This is a genomic window from Streptomyces sp. JH34 (genome assembly GCF_029428875.1).
GTDB lineage: Bacteria > Actinomycetota > Actinomycetes > Streptomycetales > Streptomycetaceae > Streptomyces.
Map to the genome: position 1 here is coordinate 959,870 of NZ_JAJSOO010000001.1, position 21,083 is coordinate 980,952.

The window sequence follows — 21,083 nt, forward strand, 5'->3', positions numbered from 1 at the left end:
GCCGCAGTCATGGGAGTCACCACAACTCCGTCGTCCGACCGCAGGGCATCCGCATCCCTCTTCTCGCGTCTGAGGACGGCAAGAGGGCAGGCCGACCCCTTCCCGATATACGAGGAACTGCTGGCGAGGGGCGGGGTCAGCCCCGCTCCGTGGGGAGGCTCCTTCGTCACGAGCTTCGCCGTCTGCGATCAGGTCCTGCGCAGCCGGGACTGGTTGGAACCCGACGCTCGCTGGCGCGAGCGGCAGGGATCGGGCACGCGCTGGAACGCCTCGTCCTCGCGGGAGATGAGCAGGACACTGGCCGCGCTCAACCCTCCGGACCACACTCGGGCCCGCCGGGCGGCCGGCACGTTCGACCGGGCCACGGTTCAGCGGATCGGCCGGTCGGTGAGCCGGACGGCCGAGCGGCTCCTTGACAACCTCGCGGAGCGGCTGCGGGACGGGGAGGCCGATTTCGCGGCGGTCGTGGGCGAGGAGCTGCCGGTCGCCACCATAGGCGACTGGCTCGGGCTGCCCGCTGCGGACTGGCCCCGCCTGCGGGAGCTGACGCACGACCAGGTCTTCACCCAGGAGCTGCTTCCGTCCGCGAGCCAGCTGGCGGCGTCCGACGCGGCCACGGCCGAACTGCGCGCCTACTTCACGGACCTGGTGAAGGCCCGGCGCGCCCGCCCCGGCGACGATCCCGTGTCCCGCTGGATAGACTCCTGGGACGCCGTGGAACCCGACCGCGACAAGGCGGACGAAGCGGTGTACTTCCTGGTTCTGTTCGTCCTCCTGGCCGCCCTGGAGACCACCGCGACGCTCCTGACGACCATGACGCTCCTGCTCGTCGAGAGCCCGGCGCGCTGGGACCAGGTCGCGGACAACCCCGACCTGGTCCCCGGGTTCGTGGAGGAGACGCTGCGCTACGACCCGCCCACCCACGTCATCAGCAGGGTCGCCGCCGCGGACAGCGTCCTCGGCGGCATGGAGATACGCAAGGACGAGATGGTCCACCTCATGGTGGGGGCCGCCCATCGGGACCCGGCGAAACACAGCGACGCCGATGTGTTCGACCCCTCGCGCCCGCCCGCCCATCTCGCCTTCAGCGGCGGCATCCACTACTGCCTGGGGGCGCCGCTCGCCCGGTTGGAGGCCCAGACCCTTCTCCGTCAGCTCGTCCGCCGTCTGCCCCGTCTCACTCTCGTACGCCGCCCGACGATGGCCCCCAGGGTCGCGTTCAGGCGCCCTCTGAACCTGGACGTCGCTCTCGCATGAACGCAACCGCCGGTACGCTCGTCAATTCCCGCAAGGCGATACGCGTCGAGGAGGACGGCCCCGTACTCCATGTACGGCTCAACCCGTGGAACCAGGAGGACACCCTGGACAGCGCCGTCCTCGACGATCTCCGCCTCCTGCTCGACGACCTGCACGACCGCCCTGACATCCGCCTCCTGACCCTCTCGTCCCTGGGGCAGGACTTCTGCCTTGGAGCGGACCGCAACGAGTACCAGGAGGCGCTCGCCGCGGATCCCACCGGTTCCGCGCTGCGGCGCATCGCGGACAAGGCCCAGCGGCTGTGTCAGGCCCTGGAGAACACCCACGCCGTCACCATCGCCAGGCTCCACGGCCGGGTGATCGGTGCCGGGCTGGCGCTCGCCTCGTTCTGCGACCTGCGTGTGGGCGCGGACACGTGCCGATTCCGCATGCCGGAGGTCGGCATCGGTCTCCCCCCTGCGTGGGGAGGGGCGATGGGCCGCCTCGTCTCCGAGGCGGGCGCCGCCAGGATCCGCGAACTCATGCTGACCTGCGACGTGTTCGACGCGGAGACGGCTGAACGGCTCGGACTCCTCCACAAGACCGCCCCGCTCGACCGGCTCGACGAGGTCGTCAACGCCTGGACGAGGCCGCTCGCCCGGCGCTCCCCCGAAGCCCTCGTCCTGACCAAGCGCATGCTGGCCGGCTTCGCGCGGGCGGACCGGACGGCGGACACCTCGCTGCTCGACTCCCACCTCCTGACCGCCCAACTCAACCAGCGTGGGTAAGGGGCCCGTTCGACGTCCTCCTCGGCCTGCGCACGGCTGCCACGGGCCGTGCCGGTTTCGCCGGGTGCCGAGGAGGAGTGTTCGGCTACGGCATCAGGTGGTGGTCCGGGAAGTTGCCGGGCAGCCGCTCCTCCCCCGGGCCGTCGGTCACGGCGCGTACGAGCAGTTCGCCGCCCACGAAGGCGCCCCGCCACGACGCGCCGAAGCCACCGAAGAGCTCCTCACGGTCCCCTCGCGAACGCGGCTTGCCGTGGCCGGTCTTGAAGGCGCGGATCTGCGGGGCCAGCCGCTCGTACGTCTCCGGGTCGTCGGTGGAGAGGGTCGCGACCAGGGCGCCGTTCGACGCGTTCATGGCCGCGAGGAGTTCGGCCTCGGTGTCGACCAGGACGATCGTGTCGACCGGTCCGAAGGGCTCCGCGTGGTGGAGCGGTGAGGAGGGCGGCGGGTTCAGGAGGGTGACCGGCTGGAGGTAGGCGCTGGTGTCCTGGCCGGGGAGGAAGCGGGCGTCCGACGCGGAGCCCTGGTGGAGGGGGACGGCCCCGCGGTCGATCGCCTCGGTGACCTGGTCGTGGAGTTCCTTGGCCTTGGTGGCGTTGATCAGGGGGCCGAAGTCCAGGACGGGCAGCGGGTCCGAGGGGTGCTCCACGGCGAGGGGGTGCCCGGTGCGGAGCGAGCGCACGGCGGGGAGATAGGCCGCCAGGAAGTCCGCGAAGAGGGTGCGCTGGACGACGAAGCGGGGATAGGCGGTGCAGCGCTGCTTGCCGTAGTCGAAGAGCTTCGGGATGACGGCGGTGAGGGCAGGCCAGTCCGAGTAGTTCCAGACGCCCCAGGTGTTGAGGCCCTCCTGTTCGAGGATGTGCCGCTTGCCCAGGTCGGCGACGGCGGTGGCGATGCGGGCACCGGTGTCCCGCCCTCCGACGAAGGAGACGCAGCCGATCTCGGCCGACCGGACGAGGGGTTCGGACAGTTCGCTTCCGCTGCCGCTGAGCAGGGTGAACGGGAGGCCCTCGCGGGCCGCGAGGGCGCAGGCCAGGGTGAGGCAGGAGACGCCGCCGTCGGTGGGGGTCTTGGCGATCACCGCGTTGCCGGCCAGGGCCTGGACGAGCATCGCGTGGACCAGGACGGACATGGGGTAGTTCCAGCTGGCGATGTTGGAGACGGGGCCCGCGAGCGGGGTCCGGCCGGCCAGCAGGCGGTCGCTGTGGTCGACGTACCAGCGGACGCCGTCGATGGCGCGGTCCACGTCGGCCTGGGCGAGGCGCCAGGGTTTGCCGATCTCCCAGACCAGGAGCAGGGCGAGGAGTTCGCGGTGCTCGGTGAGGGCGTCGAGGGTGGCGGACACACGGGCCCGGCGCTCGGGGAGCGGGACGTGGCGCCAGGCCCGGTGGGCGTCGAGGGCCGCTCGTACGGCGTCACGGGCGGCCGGGGCGTCCAGCCGGGGAGGTCCGGCTACGGGGGTGCCGTCGACGGGGCTGGTGGCGGGGAGGGTGCGGCCGTCGGGGTGCCATGCGGCGCCCCGGAGATTGCGGACGCGGTCGTCCTGGAAGGCCTCGGGGGCGGCGGCGAGACAGCGGCGCCAGGCGTCCTGCCAGGCCGTTCCCGGCTTGAGGATGAGGTTCGCGGCTGGAGATGAGGGTGTCATGAGGTCTCCGCTCTGAGGTGCGGGGGACGCGGGTGCGGGGTGAGGTGACGCGGGTGTTCGTACGTGACGTCCGGAGTGCGGGTGCGCCGGTACGGGAGGGCGGGGCGGGTCGGTCGCCCGCGGCGGACTGTCCCCTGCCCGCCCCGTCTCGAAACCGGGGCCCCGGTCCTCCGGCGCCGGACGGGTGAGGCGGTGCGGCCCGGCCGGTGGACCGTCAGCCGCGCAGGAGCTCCTCCGCCAGGCGGGCCGTCTCCGTCGGGGTGGCGCCCACGGCGACCCCCACGGCCTCCAGCGCCTTCTTCTTCGCCGAGGCCGTGCCCGAGGACCCCGAGACGATGGCCCCCGCGTGGCCCATCGTCCTGCCCTCGGGGGCGGTGAAGCCGGCGATGTAGCCGACGACCGGCTTGGTGACGTGCCGGGCGATGTGGGTGGCGGCGCGTTCCTCCGCGTCGCCGCCGATCTCGCCGATGAGGACGATCAGTTCGGTGTCCGGGTCGTTCTCGAACGCCGTCAGGCAGTCGATGTGCGTGGTGCCGATCACCGGGTCGCCACCGATGCCCACGGCCGTCGAGAACCCGGTCTCGCGGAGCTCGTGCATCAGCTGGTAGGTGAGCGTGCCGGACTTGGAGACGAGACCGATGCGGCCTGGCTCCGTCGCGATGTCGGCCGGGATGATGCCCGCGTTGGACTGGCCGGGGCTGATGACCCCGGGGCAGTTGGGGCCGAGGACGCGTGTACCCCGAGCCCTCGCATGGGCGTGGAAGGCCACGGCGTCGTGGACGGGGATGCCCTCGGTGATGACCACGGCCAGACCGATGCCGGCGTCGGCCGCCTCGACGACGGCAGCCCTGGCGAACGGGGGCGGGACGAAGACGACGGTGACGTCGGCGCCGGTCGCGTCCATCCCGTCGCGGACGGAGCCGAACACCGGGACCGTGACGCCGTCGAGGTCCGCGGCGCGGCCCGCCTTGCGGGGGTTCACGCCGCCGACGATCCGGGTACCCGCGGCGAGCATCCTCCTGGTGTGCTTCATGCCCTCGGCACCGGTCATGCCCTGGACGAGGACCTTGCTCTCCTTGCTGAGGAAGATGGCCATGATCAGTGCCCTCCCAGGGCGAGTCGGGCTGCTCGGTCGGCTGCGCCGTCCATCGTGTCGACCTGCTGGACCATCGGGTGCGCACGGCCGTCGAGGATCGCCCGGCCGCGCGCGGCGTTGTTGCCGTCGAGCCGGACGACCAGGGGTTTCGTCAGGTGGACGGAGTCGAGGGCCTGGACGATGCCGTCGGCGACGGCGTCGCAGGCCGTGATCCCGCCGAACACGTTGACGAAGACGGACTTCACCGAGGGGTCGGAGAGGATGACCGTGAGGCCGTCGGCCATGACGCGGGCCGAGGCGCCGCCCCCGATGTCGAGGAAGTTGGCCGGGCGGGCCCCGCAGCCGGCGACCACGTCGAGGGTGGACATGACGAGCCCCGCGCCGTTGCCGATGATGCCGACCTCGCCGTCCAGCTTGACGTAGTTGAGCCCTTTGCCGGCGGCCGTCGCCTCCAGCGGGTCCCCGTACGGGTCCGCGGTGTCCGCGTCCCGACGGGACTGCCGGAAGGCCGCGTTGTCGTCCAGGGTCACCTTGCCGTCGAGGGCGAGGATCCGGCCGTCCGTGGTGATCACCAGCGGGTTGACCTCGACGAGCAGGGCGTCCTCCTCGGTGAGCACCCGCCACAGCGCCCGGAGGACGGGTGCGGTCCCGGGCGGCAGCGCGGCCGCTTCGGCGATCCGTGCCGCCACGGCCGCCGTGACGCCCTCGGCCGGGTCGACCGGGATCCGGGCGACCGCCTCCGGGCGGGTGGCGGCGACCTCCTCGATGTCCGTGCCGCCCTCGGCGGAGGCGATGGCGAGGAAGGTCCCGGCTGCCCGGTCCAGGACGAAACTGACGTAGAACTCCTGTCCTATGTCGACGGGCTGGGCGAGCATCACCTTCCGGACCGGGTGGCCCTTGATGTCCATGCCGAGGATCCGGCGTGCGGTGACGACGGCGGCCGCGGGGTCTTCGGCGACCTTCACCCCGCCGGCTTTGCCCCGGCCGCCCACCTTGACCTGCGCCTTGACGACGACACGGCCGCCGAGCCGTGCGGCTGCGGCGTGGGCCGCGGACGGGTCGTCCACCACCTCGGCCTCCGGTACGGCGATGCCGTGGTCCGCGAAGAGTTGCCTTGCCTGGTGCTCGTACAGATCCATAGCCACTCCCGATCGTGCCGATTGTGAAAGTGCCGCACGCCCCCTGGACACCACCCACCGGATGCGGGATAACAAGCTTCATACAGTATTCGTCGACTGTATGCAATGTACCGCGAGAGCGGCGGAACGGCTCCCGCACTCCCCTACGAAGGGACAGGACATCGCCATGCCCGAGGACAGCCAGGACAACCAGAACCTCATCTCCGGTGGGCACTTGGTCGCCAAGGCACTCAAGGCGGAGGGGGTGGAACGCATCTACACCCTCTGTGGCGGCCACATCATCGACATCTACGACGGCTGCGTGGACGAGGGCATCGAGGTCGTCGACGTACGGCACGAACAGGTCGCCGCCCACGCCGCCGACGGCTATGCCCGGATCACCGGGAAGCCCGGGTGTGCCGTCGTCACCGCGGGACCCGGGACGACCGATGCCGTCACCGGGATCGCCAACGCCTTCCGCGCGGAGTCACCGATGCTCCTGATCGGCGGTCAGGGTGCCCACACCCAGCACAAGATGGGCTCGCTCCAAGACCTGCCGCACGTCGACATGATGACGCCCATCACCAAGTTCGCGGCCACCGTGCCGGACACCGCGCGGGCGGCGGACATGGTGTCGATGGCGTTCCGCGAGTGCTACCACGGGGCGCCCGGACCGTCGTTCCTGGAGATCCCGCGCGACGTGCTCGACGCGAAGGTCCCGGCGGCGAAGGCGCGGGTCCCCGAGGAGGGCCGGTACCGCGCGTCCACCCGGGCGGCCGGCGATCCGGCCGACATCGAGAAGCTCGCCGACCTCCTCGTGCACGCGGAGAAGCCGGCCATCCTGCTGGGCAGTCAGGTCTGGACGACGCGCGCCACGGACTCCGCCACCGAACTCGTCCGCACCCTCAACATCCCCGCGTACATGAACGGCGCCGGCCGCGGCACCCTGCCGCCCGGCGATCCGCACCACTTCCAGCTCTCGCGGCGCTACGCGTTCTCCAACGCCGACCTCATCGTGATCGTAGGGACCCCCTTCGACTTCCGGATGGGCTACGGCAAACGGCTCTCCCCGGACGCCACCGTCGTGCAGATCGACCTCGACTACCGCACCGTGGGCAAGAACCGCGACGTCGACCTCGGGATCGTCGGCGACGCGTCGGTCGTCCTGAAGGCCGTCACGGAGGCCGCGAGCGGACGGCTCAACGGCGGATCGGCCCTGCGCAAGGCGTGGCTGGACGAGTTGCGCGCCGCCGAGCAGACGGCGATCGAGAAGCGGCTGCCCCAGCTGAAGTCGGACGCCTCCCCCATCCACCCCTACCGGCTGGTGAGCGAGATCAACGACTTCCTCACCGAGGACTCCGTCTACATAGGGGACGGCGGCGACATCGTCACCTTCTCCGGGCAGGTCGTACAGCCGCGCACCCCCGGCCACTGGATGGACCCGGGACCGCTCGGCACGCTCGGCGTGGGGGTGCCCTTCGTGCTGGCCGCCAAGCAGGCCAGGCCCGACAAGGAGGTGGTCGCGCTGTTCGGCGACGGCGCGTTCTCCCTGACCGGTTGGGACTTCGAGACGCTGGTCCGCTACAACCTGCCTTTCGTCGGGATCGTCGGCAACAACTCCTCGATGAACCAGATCCGATACGGCCAGAAGGCCAAGTACGGCGACGAGCGCGAGCGGATCGGCAACACCCTCGGGGACGTCCACTACGACAAGTTCGCCCAGATGCTCGGTGGTTACGGCGAGGAGGTGCGCGACCCCGCCGACATCGCGCCGGCGCTGCGCAGGGCCCGGGAATCGGGGCTGCCCTCACTCATCAACGTCTGGGTCGACCCGGACGCCTACGCCCCCGGAACGATGAACCAGACCATGTACAAGTAGAGGAGCCGTGGCATGACCAAAGCTCTTGAGGGCGTGCGCGTCCTCGACATGACGCACGTACAGTCCGGTCCCTCCGCCACCCAGCTGCTCGGCTGGCTCGGGGCGGACGTGGTCAAGCTGGAGGCGCCGAGCGGGGACATCACCCGCAAGCAGTTGCGCGATCTGCCCGACGTCGACTCCCTCTACTTCACGATGCTCAACTGCAACAAGCGGAGCATCACCCTCAACACCAAGAGCGAGCGCGGCAAGGAGATCCTCACCGAGCTCATCCGCCGCAGCGACGTGATGGTGGAGAACTTCGGCCCGGGCGCCGTCGACCGCATGGGATTCACCTGGGAACGCATCCAGGAGATCAACCCACGGATCGTCTACGCCTCCATCAAGGGCTTCGGTGAGGGCCCCTACACCAAATTCAAGGCGTACGAGGTGGTCGCGCAGGCCATGGGCGGCTCGATGGCCACCACCGGGTTCGCCGACGGCCCGCCGCTCGCCACCGGGGCGCAGATCGGCGACTCGGGGACCGGGATCCACGCGGTCGCCGGCATCCTCGCCGCCCTGTTCCAGCGCGAGAGCACCGGGCGGGGACAGCGGGTCAACGTGGCGATGCAGCACGCGGTGCTCAACCTCTGCCGGGTCAAACTGCGCGACCAGCAGCGGCTGGAGCACGGGCCGCTCGCCGAGTACCCGAACGCGCAGGACACCACCGGAGCCGACGAGGTGCCGCGCAGCGGCAACGCCAGTGGCGGCGGCCAGCCGGGGTGGGCGGTGAAGTGCGCGCCGGGCGGCCCCAACGACTACGTGTACGTCATCGTGCAGCCCGTCGGCTGGAAGCCCCTGTCCGAGCTGATCGGCCGGCCCGAGCTGGCGGAAGACCCCGAGTGGGCGACACCGGAGTCCCGGCTGCCGAAGCTGGGGAAGATGTTCCAGCTCATCGAGGAGTGGTCGGCGACGCTCCCCAAGTGGGACGTGCTGGAACAGCTCAACGCGCACAACATCCCGTGCGGTCCGATCCTCTCCACCAGGGAGATCGTCGAGGACGAGTCCCTGGCCGCCAACGAGATGGTGGTCCGCGTCGAGCATCCCGAGCGCGGGACCTTCACCACGGTCGGCAGTCCGCTGAAGCTGTCCGACTCCCCCGTCGACATCGTCACCTCCCCGCTCCTCGGTGAGCACAACGCGGAGGTCTACGTGGGCGAACTGGGCCTGGGCGACGAGGAACTGCGGCTGCTGAAGACGAACGGAGTCATCTGAGCATGACCGGAACAGTCGGGACACAGGAGCAGGAAAACGTCAGGGCGCTGCTCGACCGCGTCCGGGGCGAGGGGCGCAGCGCGCTCACCGCCCCGGAGGGGAAGATCGTCGCCGACGCCTACGGGATCACGGTGCCGGGCGAGGGTCTGGCACAGGACGTCGACGAGGCGGTGGCGCTGGCCGACCGGCTCGGCGGGCCCGTCGTCCTCAAGATCGTCTCGCCGGACATCCTGCACAAGACGGATGCGGGCGGCGTCGTGGTCGGGGTGTCGGGTGCGCAGGAGGTACGCGCGGCGTTCTGCACCGTCGTGCGGAACGCGCGGGCCTACGCGGCCGACGCCCGGATCGAGGGTGTGCAGGTGCAGCAACTGGTGCCCCCCGGCCAGGAGGTCATCGTGGGGGCGGTCACGGACCCGACGTTCGGGAAGGTGGTGGCGTTCGGCCTCGGCGGTGTCCTGGTCGAGGTGCTGAAGGACATCACCTTCCGGCTCGCGCCCGTGACGGCGGACGAGGCGCGGTCGATGCTCGACTCGATCGGCGCGGCGGAGATCCTGAAGGGAGTGCGCGGCGCCCCGGCCGTGGACAGGTGGGCGCTGGCGGAGCAGATCCGGCGGGTCTCCCGACTGGTCACGGACTTCCCGGAGATCGCGGAGGTCGACCTCAACCCCGTCATCGCGTCGCCGGACGGTGCGGTCGCCGCCGACATCCGGATCCTGCTGACGACCGAGGAGGTGAAGCCACGGCGCCGGTACAGCCGTGAGGAGATCCTCGTGTCGATGCGCCGGCTGATGGAACCCCGTTCGGTGGCCGTCATCGGGGCCTCCAACGAGCAGGGGAAGATCGGCAATTCGGTGATGCGGAACCTGATCGACGGGGGTTTCGCGGGCGAGATCCATCCGGTGAACCCCAGAGCCGATGACATTCTCGGCCGCAAGGCGTACAAGAGTGTCACCGACGTTCCCGGTGAGGTGGATGTGGCGGTCTTCGCGATCCCCGCCAAGTTCGTCGCCTCGGCACTCCGGGAGGTGGGCCGCAAGGGGATCCCGAACGCCGTGCTCATCCCGTCGGGCTTCGCCGAGACCGGCGAACAGGCCCTGCAGGACGAGATCGTGGCGATCGCGGAGCAGCACGGCGTGCGGCTGCTGGGGCCGAACATCTACGGCTACTACTCGACGTGGCAGGACCTCTGCGCGACGTTCTGCACGCCGTACGACGTCAAGGGCTCCGTGGCGCTGACCTCGCAGTCCGGCGGCATCGGCATGGCGATCCTGGGCTTCGCACGGTCGACGAGGACGGGGGTCTCGGCGATCGTCGGGCTCGGCAACAAGTCCGACATCGACGAGGACGACCTGCTGACCTGGTTCGGCGAGGATCCGAACACCGAGTGCATCGCGATGCACCTGGAGGACCTCAAGGACGGGCGGGCGTTCGTGGAGGCCGCACGGGCCACGGTGCCGAAGAAGCCGGTGGTCGTCCTCAAGGCGGGCCGCACGAGCGCGGGTGCCAGGGCGGCGGGCTCCCACACGGGCGCGCTGGCCGGGGACGACGCCGTCTACGACGACATCCTGCGGCAGGCCGGCGTGATCCGGGCGCCGGGTCTGAACGACATGCTGGAGTACGCGCGTGCGCTGCCCGTGCTGCCGGCCCCGCAGGGCGACAACGTCGTGATCATCACGGGGGCGGGCGGCTCGGGGGTGCTGCTGTCCGACGCGATCGTCGACAACGGGCTGTCCCTGATGGAGATCCCGCCGGACCTCGACACGGCGTTCAAGGCCTTCATCCCGCCGTTCGGGGCGGCCGGGAACCCCATCGACATCACGGGCGGTGAGCCGCCGTCGACGTACGAGGCGACGATCCGGCTGGGGATGGAGGACCCGCGCATCCACGCCCTGGTCCTCGGCTACTGGCACACGATCGTCACCCCGCCGATGGTGTTCGCGGAGCTGACGGCCCGGGTGGTGGAGGAGTTCCGGGCGCGCGGGATCGAGAAGCCCGTGGTGGCGTCGCTGGCGGGAGACACGGAGGTCGAGGAGGCCTGCGCCTACCTGTTCGAGCGGGGCGTCGTCGCGTACCCGTACACCACGGAGCGGCCGGTCGCGGTGCTCGGCGCGAAGTACAGGTGGGCCAGGGCCGCCGGACTGCTGGGTGGTGGCCGATGACCTGATGACGACGGCTCGAACCACGGGGTCTGCGGCGTACCGCTCGGCCGCGGACCCCCGCGCGAAGTGAGAACGGGCAGGGGGCGCTGGCCAGACTTCTTCCACGCAAGGGGTTCGATCGACAATGACGACAACAGACCTCTCCACGTCCGTCCCCTTCAGGGAGGTGACGGACGCCAACGGCCGGACCTACCGGCTCGGCGAGAGCGACATCGACATCATGGGCCGCAAGCGCAGGTGGATGGTCATCCTGCCGTGGGTCGGCATGATGGGCATCAGCTCGGCCGAGTACGCCTTCGCGTCGGCGGAGGACACACTGCACCACGCGCACAACTGGAACAGCGGTCACATCTACTGGATGATGACCGTCTGGGTGTTCTTCCAGGCCGCGGTCGCGATGCCCGCGGGCAGACTGCGGGAGACCGGCAGACTGCCGGCCCGCTGGGCGATGATGCTCGGCGCGACGGGCACCCTCCTCGGCTACCTGTCACTGGCCTACGCGCCGCACGTGATCTTCGCGTACATCGGCTTCAGCGTGTTCTCCGGCATGGGCGCCGGCATGGTGTACGCCACCTGCGTCAACATGGTCGGCAAGTGGTATCCGGAGCGCAAGGGCGGCAAGACGGGCTTCGTCAACGGTGGGTTCGCCTACGGTTCGGTGCCGTTCGTCTTCATCTTCACCGGATTCATGGACATCACCAACTTCAGGTGGGTCCTGGTCTCGGCGGGCCTCTTCCTCGCCGCGCTGGTGGCCTGCGCCGGGTTCTTCTTCCGGGACCCGCCGAAGAACTGGTGGCCCGCCGAGATCGACCCGCTCAACCCGCCGGAGGACCCGCGGGCCCGCCGGGCACTGGAGAAGAACCCGCCGGCCATGAAGCAGTACTCCCCGGGCGAGGCGTGGCGGACCGGCCGTGTGGCACTGATGTGGTGCTGCCTCGCCTGTACGTCCGGCGTGAACATCTTCGGGATCGCGTTCCAGGTCGACATCGGCCAGGACGCGGGCTTCGCGGCGGGCATCGTGGCCACGGCCATGTCACTCAAGGCGATCGTCAACGGCACCGGACGCGGTGTCATCGGCTGGCTCTCCGACCTCTACGGCCGCAAGAAGTGCCTGCTCCACGTCTGCGTCATCCTGGGGCTCGCCCAGTTCGGCATCATCTGGGCGGCCGAGATGAAGAGCCTGCCGCTGTTCCTGTTCTTCTCCGCGGTGTCCGGCTTCGGTGGTGGCGCCATCTTCCCGATGTTCGCCGCGATGACGGCGGACTACTTCGGTGAGAACAACAACGCCACCAACTACGGCATGGTCTACAGCTCGAAGCTCGTCTCCGGGCTCGGGGCGGGGATGGGCTTCCTGGTCGTCGACGCCTGGGGGCTCAACGGCGCCTTCATCCTGGCGGGCAGCATCTCGTTCTTCGCCGGGTTCCTGGCACTGTTCCTCGCGGCACCCGGCCGCGACCGCAAGGGCAACCCACTGGTGAAGGCCGGGGCGGCACCGGTCATCCGGGAGACGGACTGATCGCACGCCCGTGGCACACGCGTGGGGCCCGGTTCCTGGAACCGGGCCCCACGCGTGTGTGCCCCCGGGCGTCAGTCCCCGCAGCGGCTCTCGCGGAGCGAGTGCAGGTGCTCGCTGGACTTGCGGGCGAAGGCGAACGACTCGGCCGGGTTGTCGTGCTCGGTCTGCCAGTGGTGGTAGGTGCGGCCGAATGGGGTCTCCCCTGGTCGAGCGGAGCCGAGACCTTGGGGATGCGTGCGCGCGGTGACCCGGCTCAGGAAGTTCTTGTAGTCGATGTCGCCGTCACCGACGTCCGTCATGTCGTAGCCGTCGCGGGCGGCGTCGTTCCGGGTGCCGTCCTTGACGTGGAAGAGGGGGTAGCGGTCGGGCTGCTTGAGCACGTAGTCGATGGGGTTGAAGGGCGCCGGGGTGCCGTCCACCCGCTTGCCGAAGCGGAACTGGGCGCAGAACGCCCAGTAGATGTCCATCTCCAGGTAGACCAGGTCGGGGTCGGTCTCCGCGAGCAGGACGTCGTAGAGGCGCACCTTCGGCTTGTCGGTCGCGAAGGAGAACTCCTCCGCGTGGTTGTGCTGGTAGAACTTCATGCCGCGCTTGCGGGCCTCGGCGCCGTAGGTGTTGAAGTCCTCGGCGGCCCGCTTCCAGCCGTCGACCGTGGAGCCGTAGCGGAAGGGGCCGGAGGCCGTGCCGATGTGCTTGAGGCCGAGGGCCTGCGCCTCGTCGAGGACCTTGGTGAGGTTCTGCGCGAAGGTGTAGGCGCCCGGGTTGTTGTCGTCGTAGTAGCCGACGTGGCTGCCGATGGGGTTCAGCCCGTGGTCCTTGGCCAGCCTCTTGAGCTGGGCCAGGGTGATGGCGCCGGCCGAGCCCTGGGTGTACCCGGCGAACTCGATCTCGTCGTAGCCGTACTTCTCCAGCTCGGCGAAGACGGGGGCGAAGCCGAGGGTGGAGACCTTGTCGCGGAGGCTGTAGAGCTGGATGCCGAGGCGTCCGGGCGGCAGGACCGCGCGGCCCTTGCCGTGGCCGTTCGCGTGGCCGTGGTCCTTGCCGTGGCCGCTGTCCGGGCTCGTGGCCCGCGCGGCTGCGCCGCTGAGGAGGGTCGCGGCGGTGGCTCCTGCGGCGACGCCCAGGACGTTGCGGCGGCTGAGCCTGCTCGCGAGCTCGGGGTCCTTCGGGGTGCGGCTCATGATCACGAATCTCCCTGTGAACGTGCGGACGGGACGGATTGTCAGTGCAGTCCGGCAAGCTGGAGCAGCAAGGACTTCACTTCGGTGGCCTGGACTCGGCCGGTGAACGCGTGGGGGGTGGAGCAGAGGATGAGCGGACCTTCGTCGTCGCTCGTGGGGAGGCGGCCGTGGCTGCCGCGAACAGGTGAGGGGTCCAGGGGCACGACCGCCATGCGGTAGCGCATCCCGAGCTTCTTGCGGGCCACCGCCGCGGCGGCCCTGACCCGGACGTAGGGGTCCTGGGGGTCCATGAAGAGCTCCACGGGGTCGTAACCCGGTTTGCGGTGGATCTCGACGAGCTGCGCGAAGTCGGGTGCGCGGTCGTCGTCGAGCCAGTAGTAGTACGTGAACCAGGCGTCCTTCTCCGCGACGGCGACGAGCTCGCCGGAGCGGGGATGGTCGAGGTGGTGGGCCTTCTTGCCGTCGTCGTCGAGGAGCTCGGCGATGCCGGGGAGGTCCGCGAGGGCTTCGCGGGTGGCTTCCAGGTCCTCGGGCCGGCGCACGTAGACGTGGGCGAGCTGGTGGTCGGCGACCGCGAAGGCGCGGGAGGCCATCGGGTCGAGGTACTCCATGCCGTCCTGGGTGTGGACCTCCAGCAGGCCGGCGCGGCGCAGGGCGCGGTTGATGTCGACGGGCCGGTCGACGCGGGTGATGCCGTACTCGGAGAGCGCGACGACGGTGCGGCCGGCGGCCCTGGCGTCGTCGAGCAGGGGCGCCACGGCCCGGTCGAGGTCGGCGGCGGCCCGGTGGGAGCGGGCGTCGTCGGGACCGTAGCGCTGGAGGTCGTAGTCGAGGTGCGGGAGGTAGCAGAGGGCCAGGTCGGGGGAGCGGGTGGCGAGGACGTGCCGGGTGGCGTCGATGATCCACTGCGAGGAGACGAGGTCGGCGCCGGGACCCCAGAAGTGGAAGAGGGGGAAGGTGCCGAGCTCCTCCGTCAGTTCGTCGTGCAGCTCCGGTGGCCTGGTGTAGCAGTCGGGTTCCTTGCGGCCGTCGGCGTAGTAGACGGGGCGCGGGGTGACGGTCCAGTCGGTGTCGGCGCCCATCGCGTACCACCAGCAGATGTTGGCGACGGTGTAGCCGGGGTGGGCGCGCCGGGCGGCGTCCCAGAGCTTGTCCCCCTCGACGAGCCCGTTGTGCTGGCGCCACAGGAGGACGTCGCCCAGCTCGCGGAAGTACCAGCCGTTGGCGACGATGCCGTGTTCGGCGGGGGTGGTGCCGGTGAGGAAGGTGGACTGCGCGGCGCAGGTGACGGCGGGCAGCACGGTGGCCAGGGGCGCCTTCGATCCGGCCATCGCCCGGAGGTTCGGCATGTGCCGCAGCAGTTGGGGGGTGAGGCCGACGACGTCGAGAACGAGGAGCGGGGTGGGAGAGGTGCCGGTGCCGGGTGCTGTCACGGGAGCTCCTTCAGTCCGAGGTCGGCGAGGAGGTCGCGGGCGAGGGTGAGTTCGGCGGCGATCCCGTCGGCGAGCTGGGTGCGGGTGCGCGGCCGCAGCTGTGCGGGGAGCGCCTGCCAGGTGTACGTCTCGACCTCCAGGTGGCGGGTCAGCGGCGCGGGTCCGCCGACGAGCCGGTCCAGCACGGTCTGGAGTACGGGGAGTGTGGAGGTGAGCGGGGGTGCGGGTGGCGCGTGCAGGGGGACGTGGAAGTGCGAGCGCCAGGGCGCCGCGTCGGGGAGCACGCCGCCGGACACCGCCTCGGCGAGGTCGTCGGTCCCCCGGAGGCCGGCCGTGGTGAGGGTGCGTGTCTGGTGCAGGAAGCGTGGTTCGGCGAAGGCGCCCAGCGCGGCGCGTACCTCGGGCAGGTGCGGGTGCTCGGCGTGCAGGGCCGCGGAGAGCTGTGCCTTGGCGACGGTGATCCCTGCCGCCCGCAGGGCGTCCAGGGCGGTGTCCGGGTCCTCGAAGGAGGTGGCGAGGTGGCAGGTGTCGACGCAGATGCCGATGCGGTCGTGGCCCACCGCGGTGAGGGGGCCGATGGCGTCGGCGGTGGTCTCCACGGTGCAGCCCGGTTCGGGTTCGAGGCCGATCCTGATGGACTTGCCGGTCAGCTCGGCGAGGGCGTCGAGGCGCTGGGCGAGCGTGGTGAGTGCCTTCCGCGCCGTTCCGGCCGCCGAGGGGTCCTCGGCGTACGGGGTGCGCCAGGCGATCGGCAGGGTGGAGACGCTGCCGTCGGTGACGTCGTCGGGGAGCAGGGCGGCGAGCAGCCGGGCCAGATCGGTGGTGTGGGCGAGCCGCTCGGGGTCGGTCCAGTCCGGCGTGTAGACGCGGTACTTGACCTCCTGCGCTCCGAAGCCCTCGTAGGGGAAGCCGTTGAGGGTGACCACTTCGAGGCCGCGGTGTTCGAGCTCGCCGCGAAGCGAGCGCAGTGCGGCGGGGTCGTTGATGAGGGCGCGGGCGGCGTCCCTGGCGAGCCAGAGGCCGATGCCGAGGCGGTCCCGCCCGAGCCGTCTGCGCACGGGCTCGCAGTGGTCGCGCAGTTGCGCGCGGACCCCTTCGAGGGTCTCGGCGGGGTGGACGTTCGTGCAGTAGGCGAGGTGGACGGTGGAGCCGTCGGGGTGGCGGAAGCGCACGGTTCACTCCCCGCCGCGGAGGATGGAGTTGCCCTCGTGGAGCGGGCCGGGGGCGGCGATGTCGAGCTGGAGCCGGCCGCTCTGCCCGTAGAAGGCGACGGGGTTGCGCCAGAGCACCTTGTCGACGTCGTCCTCGTCGAATCCGGCCTTCAGCATGGTGTCGGCGACCTTGCGGGTCTTCAACGGGTCGCTCTTCCCCCAGTCGGCGGCCGAGTTGACGAGGATCCGGTCGGTGCCGTGGTTCCGCAGGACCGTGATCATGCGGTCCTCGTCCATCTTGGTGTCCGGGTAGATGGAGAACCCGGCCCAGCACCCGCTGTCGAGGGCGTCTTGCACCGTCGTCTCGTTGAGGTGGTCGAGGAGGACCAGCTCGGGTGCCAGGTCCGATTCGCGGACGACGTCGATGGTGCGGTGCAGCCCGGCGAGTTTGTCGCGGTGCGGGGTGTGCACGAGCGCGGGGAGTCCGTGGTCGGCGGCGAGCTGCAGCTGGGTGGCGAGGGCGGTGTCCTCGGCGGGGGTCATCGAGTCGTAGCCGATCTCACCGACGGCGACGACGGAGTCCTTGACGAGGTAGCGGGGCAGGGCGTCCATGACGGGGGTGCAGCGGGGGTCGTTCGCCTCCTTCGGGTTGAGGGCGAGCGTGCAGTGGTGGGCGATGCCGTACTGGGAGGCGCGGAAGGGCTCCCAGCCGAGGAGTGCGTCGAAGTAGTCGAAGAAGCTGGCGGGCGAGGTGCGGGGCTGGCCGAGCCAGAAGGACGGCTCGACGAGGGCGCGGACACCGGAGTCGTACATCGCCCGGTAGTCGTCCGTGGTGCGGGAGGACATGTGGATGTGGGGGTCGAAGATCCTCATCGGGCTTCCTCCGTGGGCGTGGGGGCGGGGGTGGGCGCCGGGGCCGTGAGTTCCAGGACGGTCCGCAGTCCGGCGGGTACGGCACGTCCCGCCGCTGTCCGTTCCGTCGCGAAGTCGCCGAGCATGCGCGCCAGTTCGGCGTCGCCACGGGCCCGCTCCGCCAGCCGGTCGAGGGCCTCGACGGGGACCTCCGTGAAGAGGCACTTGAGGACGGCGTGCCGCCAGCCGTGCGCGTCGAGGTGGGCGGCGCCGTAGGGGCCGACGGCGGCGGCGACCAGCCGGGTGTCGTTGGTGCGCAGGGCGTCCTCGACGAGCGGGAGGGCGGCGGCGCCGAGGTCGAGCCGGTGCAGGGTGAGGAGGACGGCGCGGCGTTCGGCGGCGGTGCCCCGCTCGTAGAGCCTCGTCACGGCGGACAGCGCCGGCCGGGCTTCGAGGAGCAGCAGCGCGCGTACGGAGTCGGCGTGTTCGAGTCCGCAGTGTCTTCCCGCCGAGGCGAACCTCAGTTCCCAGGGCGGGTCGCCGCTGTCGGCGTCGGGGTGGGCCGCTGCGTGGGCGGCCTCGGCGAGCGCTTCGTCGAGCCAGGCCCTGGCGGCGCCGCGGAGCAGGTCGTCGAGTTCGTCGCGGCTGGTCAGCACGGTGCGGCTCCCTTCGTCGTCCCGGCGGCGCGGCGCAGGAAGTCCAGCGAGGTGCGGGCGAGTTCCGGGCCCGCGTGGGAGTGCCGGGGCAGTTCGACGACGGTGAGGCCGGCGTATCCGGTGGCGGCGAGCGCTTCGAGCACCGGCGGGAAGTCGATCTCGCCGTCGCCGAACGGCAGGTGTTCGTGGACACCGCGGCGCATGTCCTCGATCTGGACGTGGCGCAGCCAGGGGGCGGCTTCCTTCACGCAGTCGGCGGGTGAGGCGGGTTCCAGGCACTGGCAGTGGCCGATGTCGAGGGTGAGTCCGAGGGGCTCCGGGTCGCCGAGGAGGGTGCGCAGGTGGTGGAAGTCGGCGAGTGCGGAGAGGAGATGGCCGGGCTCGGGTTCGACGGCGAGGGGGATGCCCGCGCGGTCGGCGGCGTCCAGCACGGGGGCGAGTGCGCCGGTCAGTCGCTGCCAGGCGGTGTCCGGCGCGGTGTCCGGCGGGGTGATGCCGCTGAAGCAGTGCAGGGCGTGGGCACCGAGGCCGGCGGCGACCTCGACGGACCGGACGAGCAGCGCGGTGCGGGCGGCGCGGGCGTCGGGGTCGGGGTCGAGGAGGGACGGGCCGTGTTTGCGGCGGGGGTCGAGGACGTAGCGTGCGCCGGTCTCGACGGTGACACCGAGGCCCAGCCCGGACAGTCTGCGGGCCACCTGGCGGGTGCGGGCGGCGAGGTCCGGTGCCAGCGGGTCGAGGTGCATGTGGTCGAGGGTCAGCCCGACCCCGTCGTAGCCGAGGTCGGCGAGGAGGCCGAGTGCGTCGTCGAGCCGGAGGTCGGTCAGTCCGTTGGTGCCGTAACCGAGGCGGAGGGTCATGTGGGGCTCACCTTCCGGGAGAGCGCCCGGGCCAGGGGGACGAGCCCCATGGCCGCGAGGCCGACGAGGGGTGCCCCGGACCGCGCCGCGAGCGCGGCCTGCAGCGGGATCATCGCCCGGATGCCGCCGCCGACAGCACGCTGGGTGAGGGGCGGGGAGGGGTTGAGGGCGGCGTGGAGGAGGGGGACGGCGGAGGTGCGGAGGTAGGCGGCGGCGAAGGCGGGGAGCAGCAGCCGCCCGGTGGCCGGCGTCCGCGGTGGCTCCCCCGTTGGGGGGCGGTCGCGCAGGACGGCGGCCCCGAGTGCGGTGACTCCGGCCAGTGCCGCCAGCGGCGCGGCGGTGGAGCCGCCCTGGACCTCGTGCCGGGAGACGGCGGTCACGGCGTAGGTGTGCGCGCCGAGCGCGAGGGCGGCGGAGAGCGCGGCGGCGGGTGCGCGGGCACCGGAGGGCCTGGAGGCAGCCGGCGAGGTGCCGGACGTCGCCGTCGCGCCGAGCAGCAGGTCCAGGGTGCGGGCCGAGGCCATCGCGGCCGGCCCGAGCTTCGTGTGCTTGAGGCGCAGGTCGTAGGCCCAGACCGTGGCCGCCAGGCCGGATGCCACGGCCAGGGCCGGCCGGCCCGCGCGGGCCGCGAGGACCAGACCCGCCGCCGTCAGTGCGCCCGCCGCGGCCAGTGCGGCCCCCGGCGTGACGCGTCCCGAGGGGATCGGGCGGTGCGGGCGGTCGGCGGCGTCCTCCTCCCGGTCCGCCCAGTCGTTGAGGGCCATGCCCGCCTCGTACAGGCACAGCGACGCGCCCACGGCGAGTGCGGTGCCCGGGCCGGGCCGCCGCCCGGCGGCAGCGGCCCCGGCGAGCGCGTCACCGGGCACGGTGAACAGCGCGGACACGCGCAGCAGTTCAGCCCAGGCGCGCAGGCGCGCCCTGGTGCGGGGCCTGTCCGGTGCGGGCGCAGTCCCGCCCGCACCGGACAGGCTGTCAGGGGGGCGGCTCACGGTGCCGGCTGCGGCGCGCGGCCCGCCGTCGAGCAGCCGGGGGGTGCCGGTCACGGCCGCGAGCAGCCGGGGGGGCCTCATCGGGCCGCCCGCAGGCGTTCGGCGAAGGCCAGCAGTTCCTGGTACTGCTCGGGCAGTCCGGCCGGGCCGCCGTCGGGGTCCTTGAAGTAGAAGCCCAGTCCGGGCAGCGGTCCGGTCAGCCCCGTCTCGTGGGCGCGGGCCAGGAGACGGGCCAGGTCCAGGACCAGCGGTGCGGCGAGGGCTGAGTCGCAGCCCTGCCAGATCGTCTGGAGGATCATGCGGGAGCCGAGGAACCCGTCGAAGGCGATGTGGTCCCACGCCGTCTTCCAGTCCCCCATCGCCGGTACGTCGTCGATGTGGACCTCGCCCTCCGGCGCGCATCCGAGGGTGTCGGCGAGTACGCGTTCCTTCCCCGCGTTCTTGGCGGCCGCCGCGGCGGGGTCGGCCAGCGCCGCCCCGTCCCCGCCGCCCAGGAGGTTCGTGCCCGACCACGCGCGCACCGGCAGCGCGCGCTGGACGAACATCGGCGCGAGCACGGAGCGCAGCAGTGTCTGGCCCGTCTTGCCGTCGCGTCCGGCGTGGGGCAGTCCGCAGGAGTCGACGGCGTCCTGGAGGTGCGGGCTGCGCAGGCCGGTGGACGGGGTGAAGTTGACGTAGGGGCAGCCGGCGCGGAGTGCGGCCGCCGCGTAGAGGGAGCTGGCGGGCAGTCGGGAGTCGTCCTCGCCCGGGGCGGGTTCCGTCGAGGCGACGTTGATGACGACCGTGCGGGCCAGTCGGTGGCGTCGGGTGAAGTCCTGGATGTCCTCGGCGAAGGCCGCGACGAGTTCCTCGTCGGTTCGGGTGTCGCCGGGGAGGGGGCCGCCGAGGCGGATCTCCTCGTCGGCGGCGGCGAGTTCGGAACCCACTGCCGAGGGAAGGCCGTGCGGGAGCACTCCCCCGGCCGCGAGGGCCTCGGCCCGCTTGGGCAGCGGGCAGTCGAGGGTGTCGTGGCCGCCGAAGACGAGGGAGGTCAGCGGGGGCAGCCCGGCGCCGTGGAAGGGTGGTGTCTCGGTGACCATGCCGGTCGGCGGGTGGAGCCCTGCCGCGACGGCCGCGCACCCCGCGGTGGCGGTGGTGGCGACGGAGCCGCGTGCTCCGATGAACCAGACTCCGGTACGAACGGCGTGTGCGGTCACGGGCTGCCTCCCAGGGCGGATGAAGAGGGGTGGTGGGGCGGCGGGCGGGGAGGAGTCGCACTTCCCCCGCCCGCCGCCTTCGC

The 21,083-nt window shown here is 71.6% G+C and carries 17 protein-coding genes; 6 read left to right on the top strand and 11 right to left on the bottom strand.

What is annotated here, in order from left to right; all coding sequences use genetic code 11:
* Positions 1–9: 9 nt before the first annotated feature.
* Positions 10–1,257 (top strand): cytochrome P450, encoded by a 1,248-nt coding sequence (locus LWJ43_RS04445; protein WP_277330959.1) that lies wholly within the window; start codon positions 10–12, stop codon positions 1,255–1,257.
* Positions 1,254–2,024: an enoyl-CoA hydratase/isomerase family protein gene (locus tag LWJ43_RS04450; RefSeq protein WP_277330960.1), complete on the top strand. Its 771-nt coding sequence runs from the start codon at positions 1,254–1,256 to the stop codon at positions 2,022–2,024. Before LWJ43_RS04445 ends, LWJ43_RS04450 begins: the two co-directional genes overlap by 4 nt.
* Before the next feature lie 85 nt (positions 2,025–2,109).
* On the opposite strand, the gene LWJ43_RS04455 is transcribed toward LWJ43_RS04450, so the two are convergent.
* The 3 genes from LWJ43_RS04455 to sucC all read right to left on the bottom strand — a co-directional run bounded on the left by LWJ43_RS04455 (position 2,110) and on the right by sucC (position 5,901).
* On the bottom strand, positions 2,110–3,666 hold the full coding sequence (locus LWJ43_RS04455) for an aldehyde dehydrogenase family protein (RefSeq protein WP_277330961.1): 1,557 nt from the start codon (positions 3,664–3,666) through the stop codon (positions 2,110–2,112).
* A gap of 214 nt (positions 3,667–3,880) precedes the next feature.
* The gene (gene sucD, locus LWJ43_RS04460) at positions 3,881–4,762 is read right to left on the bottom strand and encodes a succinate--CoA ligase subunit alpha (RefSeq protein ID WP_277330962.1); all 882 of its coding nucleotides are present in this window, start codon (positions 4,760–4,762) and stop codon (positions 3,881–3,883) included.
* A gap of 2 nt (positions 4,763–4,764) precedes the next feature.
* Positions 4,765–5,901 carry an ADP-forming succinate--CoA ligase subunit beta gene (sucC, locus tag LWJ43_RS04465; RefSeq protein ID WP_277330963.1) on the bottom strand — a complete coding sequence of 379 codons (1,137 nt, stop codon included), beginning with the start codon at positions 5,899–5,901 and terminating at the stop codon, positions 4,765–4,767.
* 166 nt (positions 5,902–6,067) lie between these two features.
* Between sucC and LWJ43_RS04470 the strand changes: the two genes are divergently transcribed.
* The 4 genes from LWJ43_RS04470 (at position 6,068) to LWJ43_RS04485 (ending at position 12,685) form a co-directional block, all read left to right on the top strand.
* Positions 6,068–7,759, top strand: a complete 1,692-nt coding sequence (locus tag LWJ43_RS04470) for a thiamine pyrophosphate-binding protein (RefSeq protein ID WP_277330964.1) — start codon at positions 6,068–6,070, stop codon at positions 7,757–7,759.
* A 12-nt stretch (positions 7,760–7,771) separates the two neighbouring features.
* Entirely contained in the window at positions 7,772–9,010 is a 1,239-nt protein-coding gene (frc, locus tag LWJ43_RS04475; RefSeq protein ID WP_277330965.1) for a formyl-CoA transferase, read from the top strand.
* A gap of 2 nt (positions 9,011–9,012) precedes the next feature.
* Complete coding sequence (locus tag LWJ43_RS04480) at positions 9,013–11,169, top strand: acetate--CoA ligase family protein (protein WP_277330966.1); 2,157 nt, start codon at positions 9,013–9,015, stop codon at positions 11,167–11,169.
* A gap of 124 nt (positions 11,170–11,293) precedes the next feature.
* Positions 11,294–12,685: an OFA family MFS transporter gene (locus LWJ43_RS04485; RefSeq protein WP_277330967.1), complete on the top strand. Its 1,392-nt coding sequence runs from the start codon at positions 11,294–11,296 to the stop codon at positions 12,683–12,685.
* Positions 12,686–12,756: 71 nt separating this feature from the next.
* On the opposite strand, the gene LWJ43_RS04490 is transcribed toward LWJ43_RS04485, so the two are convergent.
* Genes LWJ43_RS04490 through LWJ43_RS04525 form a run of 8 tightly spaced genes read right to left on the bottom strand, consistent with a single transcriptional unit; the run spans position 12,757 to position 21,000 of the window.
* Positions 12,757–13,866, bottom strand: coding sequence for a sugar phosphate isomerase/epimerase family protein (locus LWJ43_RS04490; RefSeq protein WP_277330968.1), 1,110 nt, complete (start codon positions 13,864–13,866; stop codon positions 12,757–12,759).
* Positions 13,867–13,907: 41 nt separating this feature from the next.
* Entirely contained in the window at positions 13,908–15,299 is a 1,392-nt protein-coding gene (locus tag LWJ43_RS04495) for a nucleotide pyrophosphatase/phosphodiesterase family protein (RefSeq protein ID WP_277330969.1), read from the bottom strand.
* Positions 15,296–16,471, bottom strand: a complete 1,176-nt coding sequence (gene eboE / locus LWJ43_RS04500) for a metabolite traffic protein EboE (protein WP_277330970.1) — start codon at positions 16,469–16,471, stop codon at positions 15,296–15,298. The genes LWJ43_RS04495 and eboE overlap by 4 nt, the downstream gene beginning before the upstream one ends.
* Before the next feature lie 3 nt (positions 16,472–16,474).
* Positions 16,475–17,323 carry a TatD family hydrolase gene (locus LWJ43_RS04505; RefSeq protein WP_277330971.1) on the bottom strand — a complete coding sequence of 283 codons (849 nt, stop codon included), beginning with the start codon at positions 17,321–17,323 and terminating at the stop codon, positions 16,475–16,477.
* Positions 17,320–17,958 (bottom strand): EboA domain-containing protein, encoded by a 639-nt coding sequence (locus LWJ43_RS04510; protein ID WP_277330972.1) that lies wholly within the window; start codon positions 17,956–17,958, stop codon positions 17,320–17,322. Before LWJ43_RS04510 ends, LWJ43_RS04505 begins: the two co-directional genes overlap by 4 nt.
* Entirely contained in the window at positions 17,952–18,815 is an 864-nt protein-coding gene (locus LWJ43_RS04515) for a sugar phosphate isomerase/epimerase family protein (RefSeq protein ID WP_277330973.1), read from the bottom strand. The genes LWJ43_RS04510 and LWJ43_RS04515 overlap by 7 nt, the downstream gene beginning before the upstream one ends.
* The gene (locus tag LWJ43_RS04520; RefSeq protein ID WP_277330974.1) at positions 18,812–19,885 is read right to left on the bottom strand and encodes an SCO3242 family prenyltransferase; all 1,074 of its coding nucleotides are present in this window, start codon (positions 19,883–19,885) and stop codon (positions 18,812–18,814) included. The genes LWJ43_RS04515 and LWJ43_RS04520 overlap by 4 nt, the downstream gene beginning before the upstream one ends.
* Positions 19,882–21,000 (bottom strand): inositol-3-phosphate synthase, encoded by a 1,119-nt coding sequence (locus LWJ43_RS04525; protein ID WP_277330975.1) that lies wholly within the window; start codon positions 20,998–21,000, stop codon positions 19,882–19,884. Before LWJ43_RS04525 ends, LWJ43_RS04520 begins: the two co-directional genes overlap by 4 nt.
* Positions 21,001–21,083 lie beyond the last annotated feature (83 nt).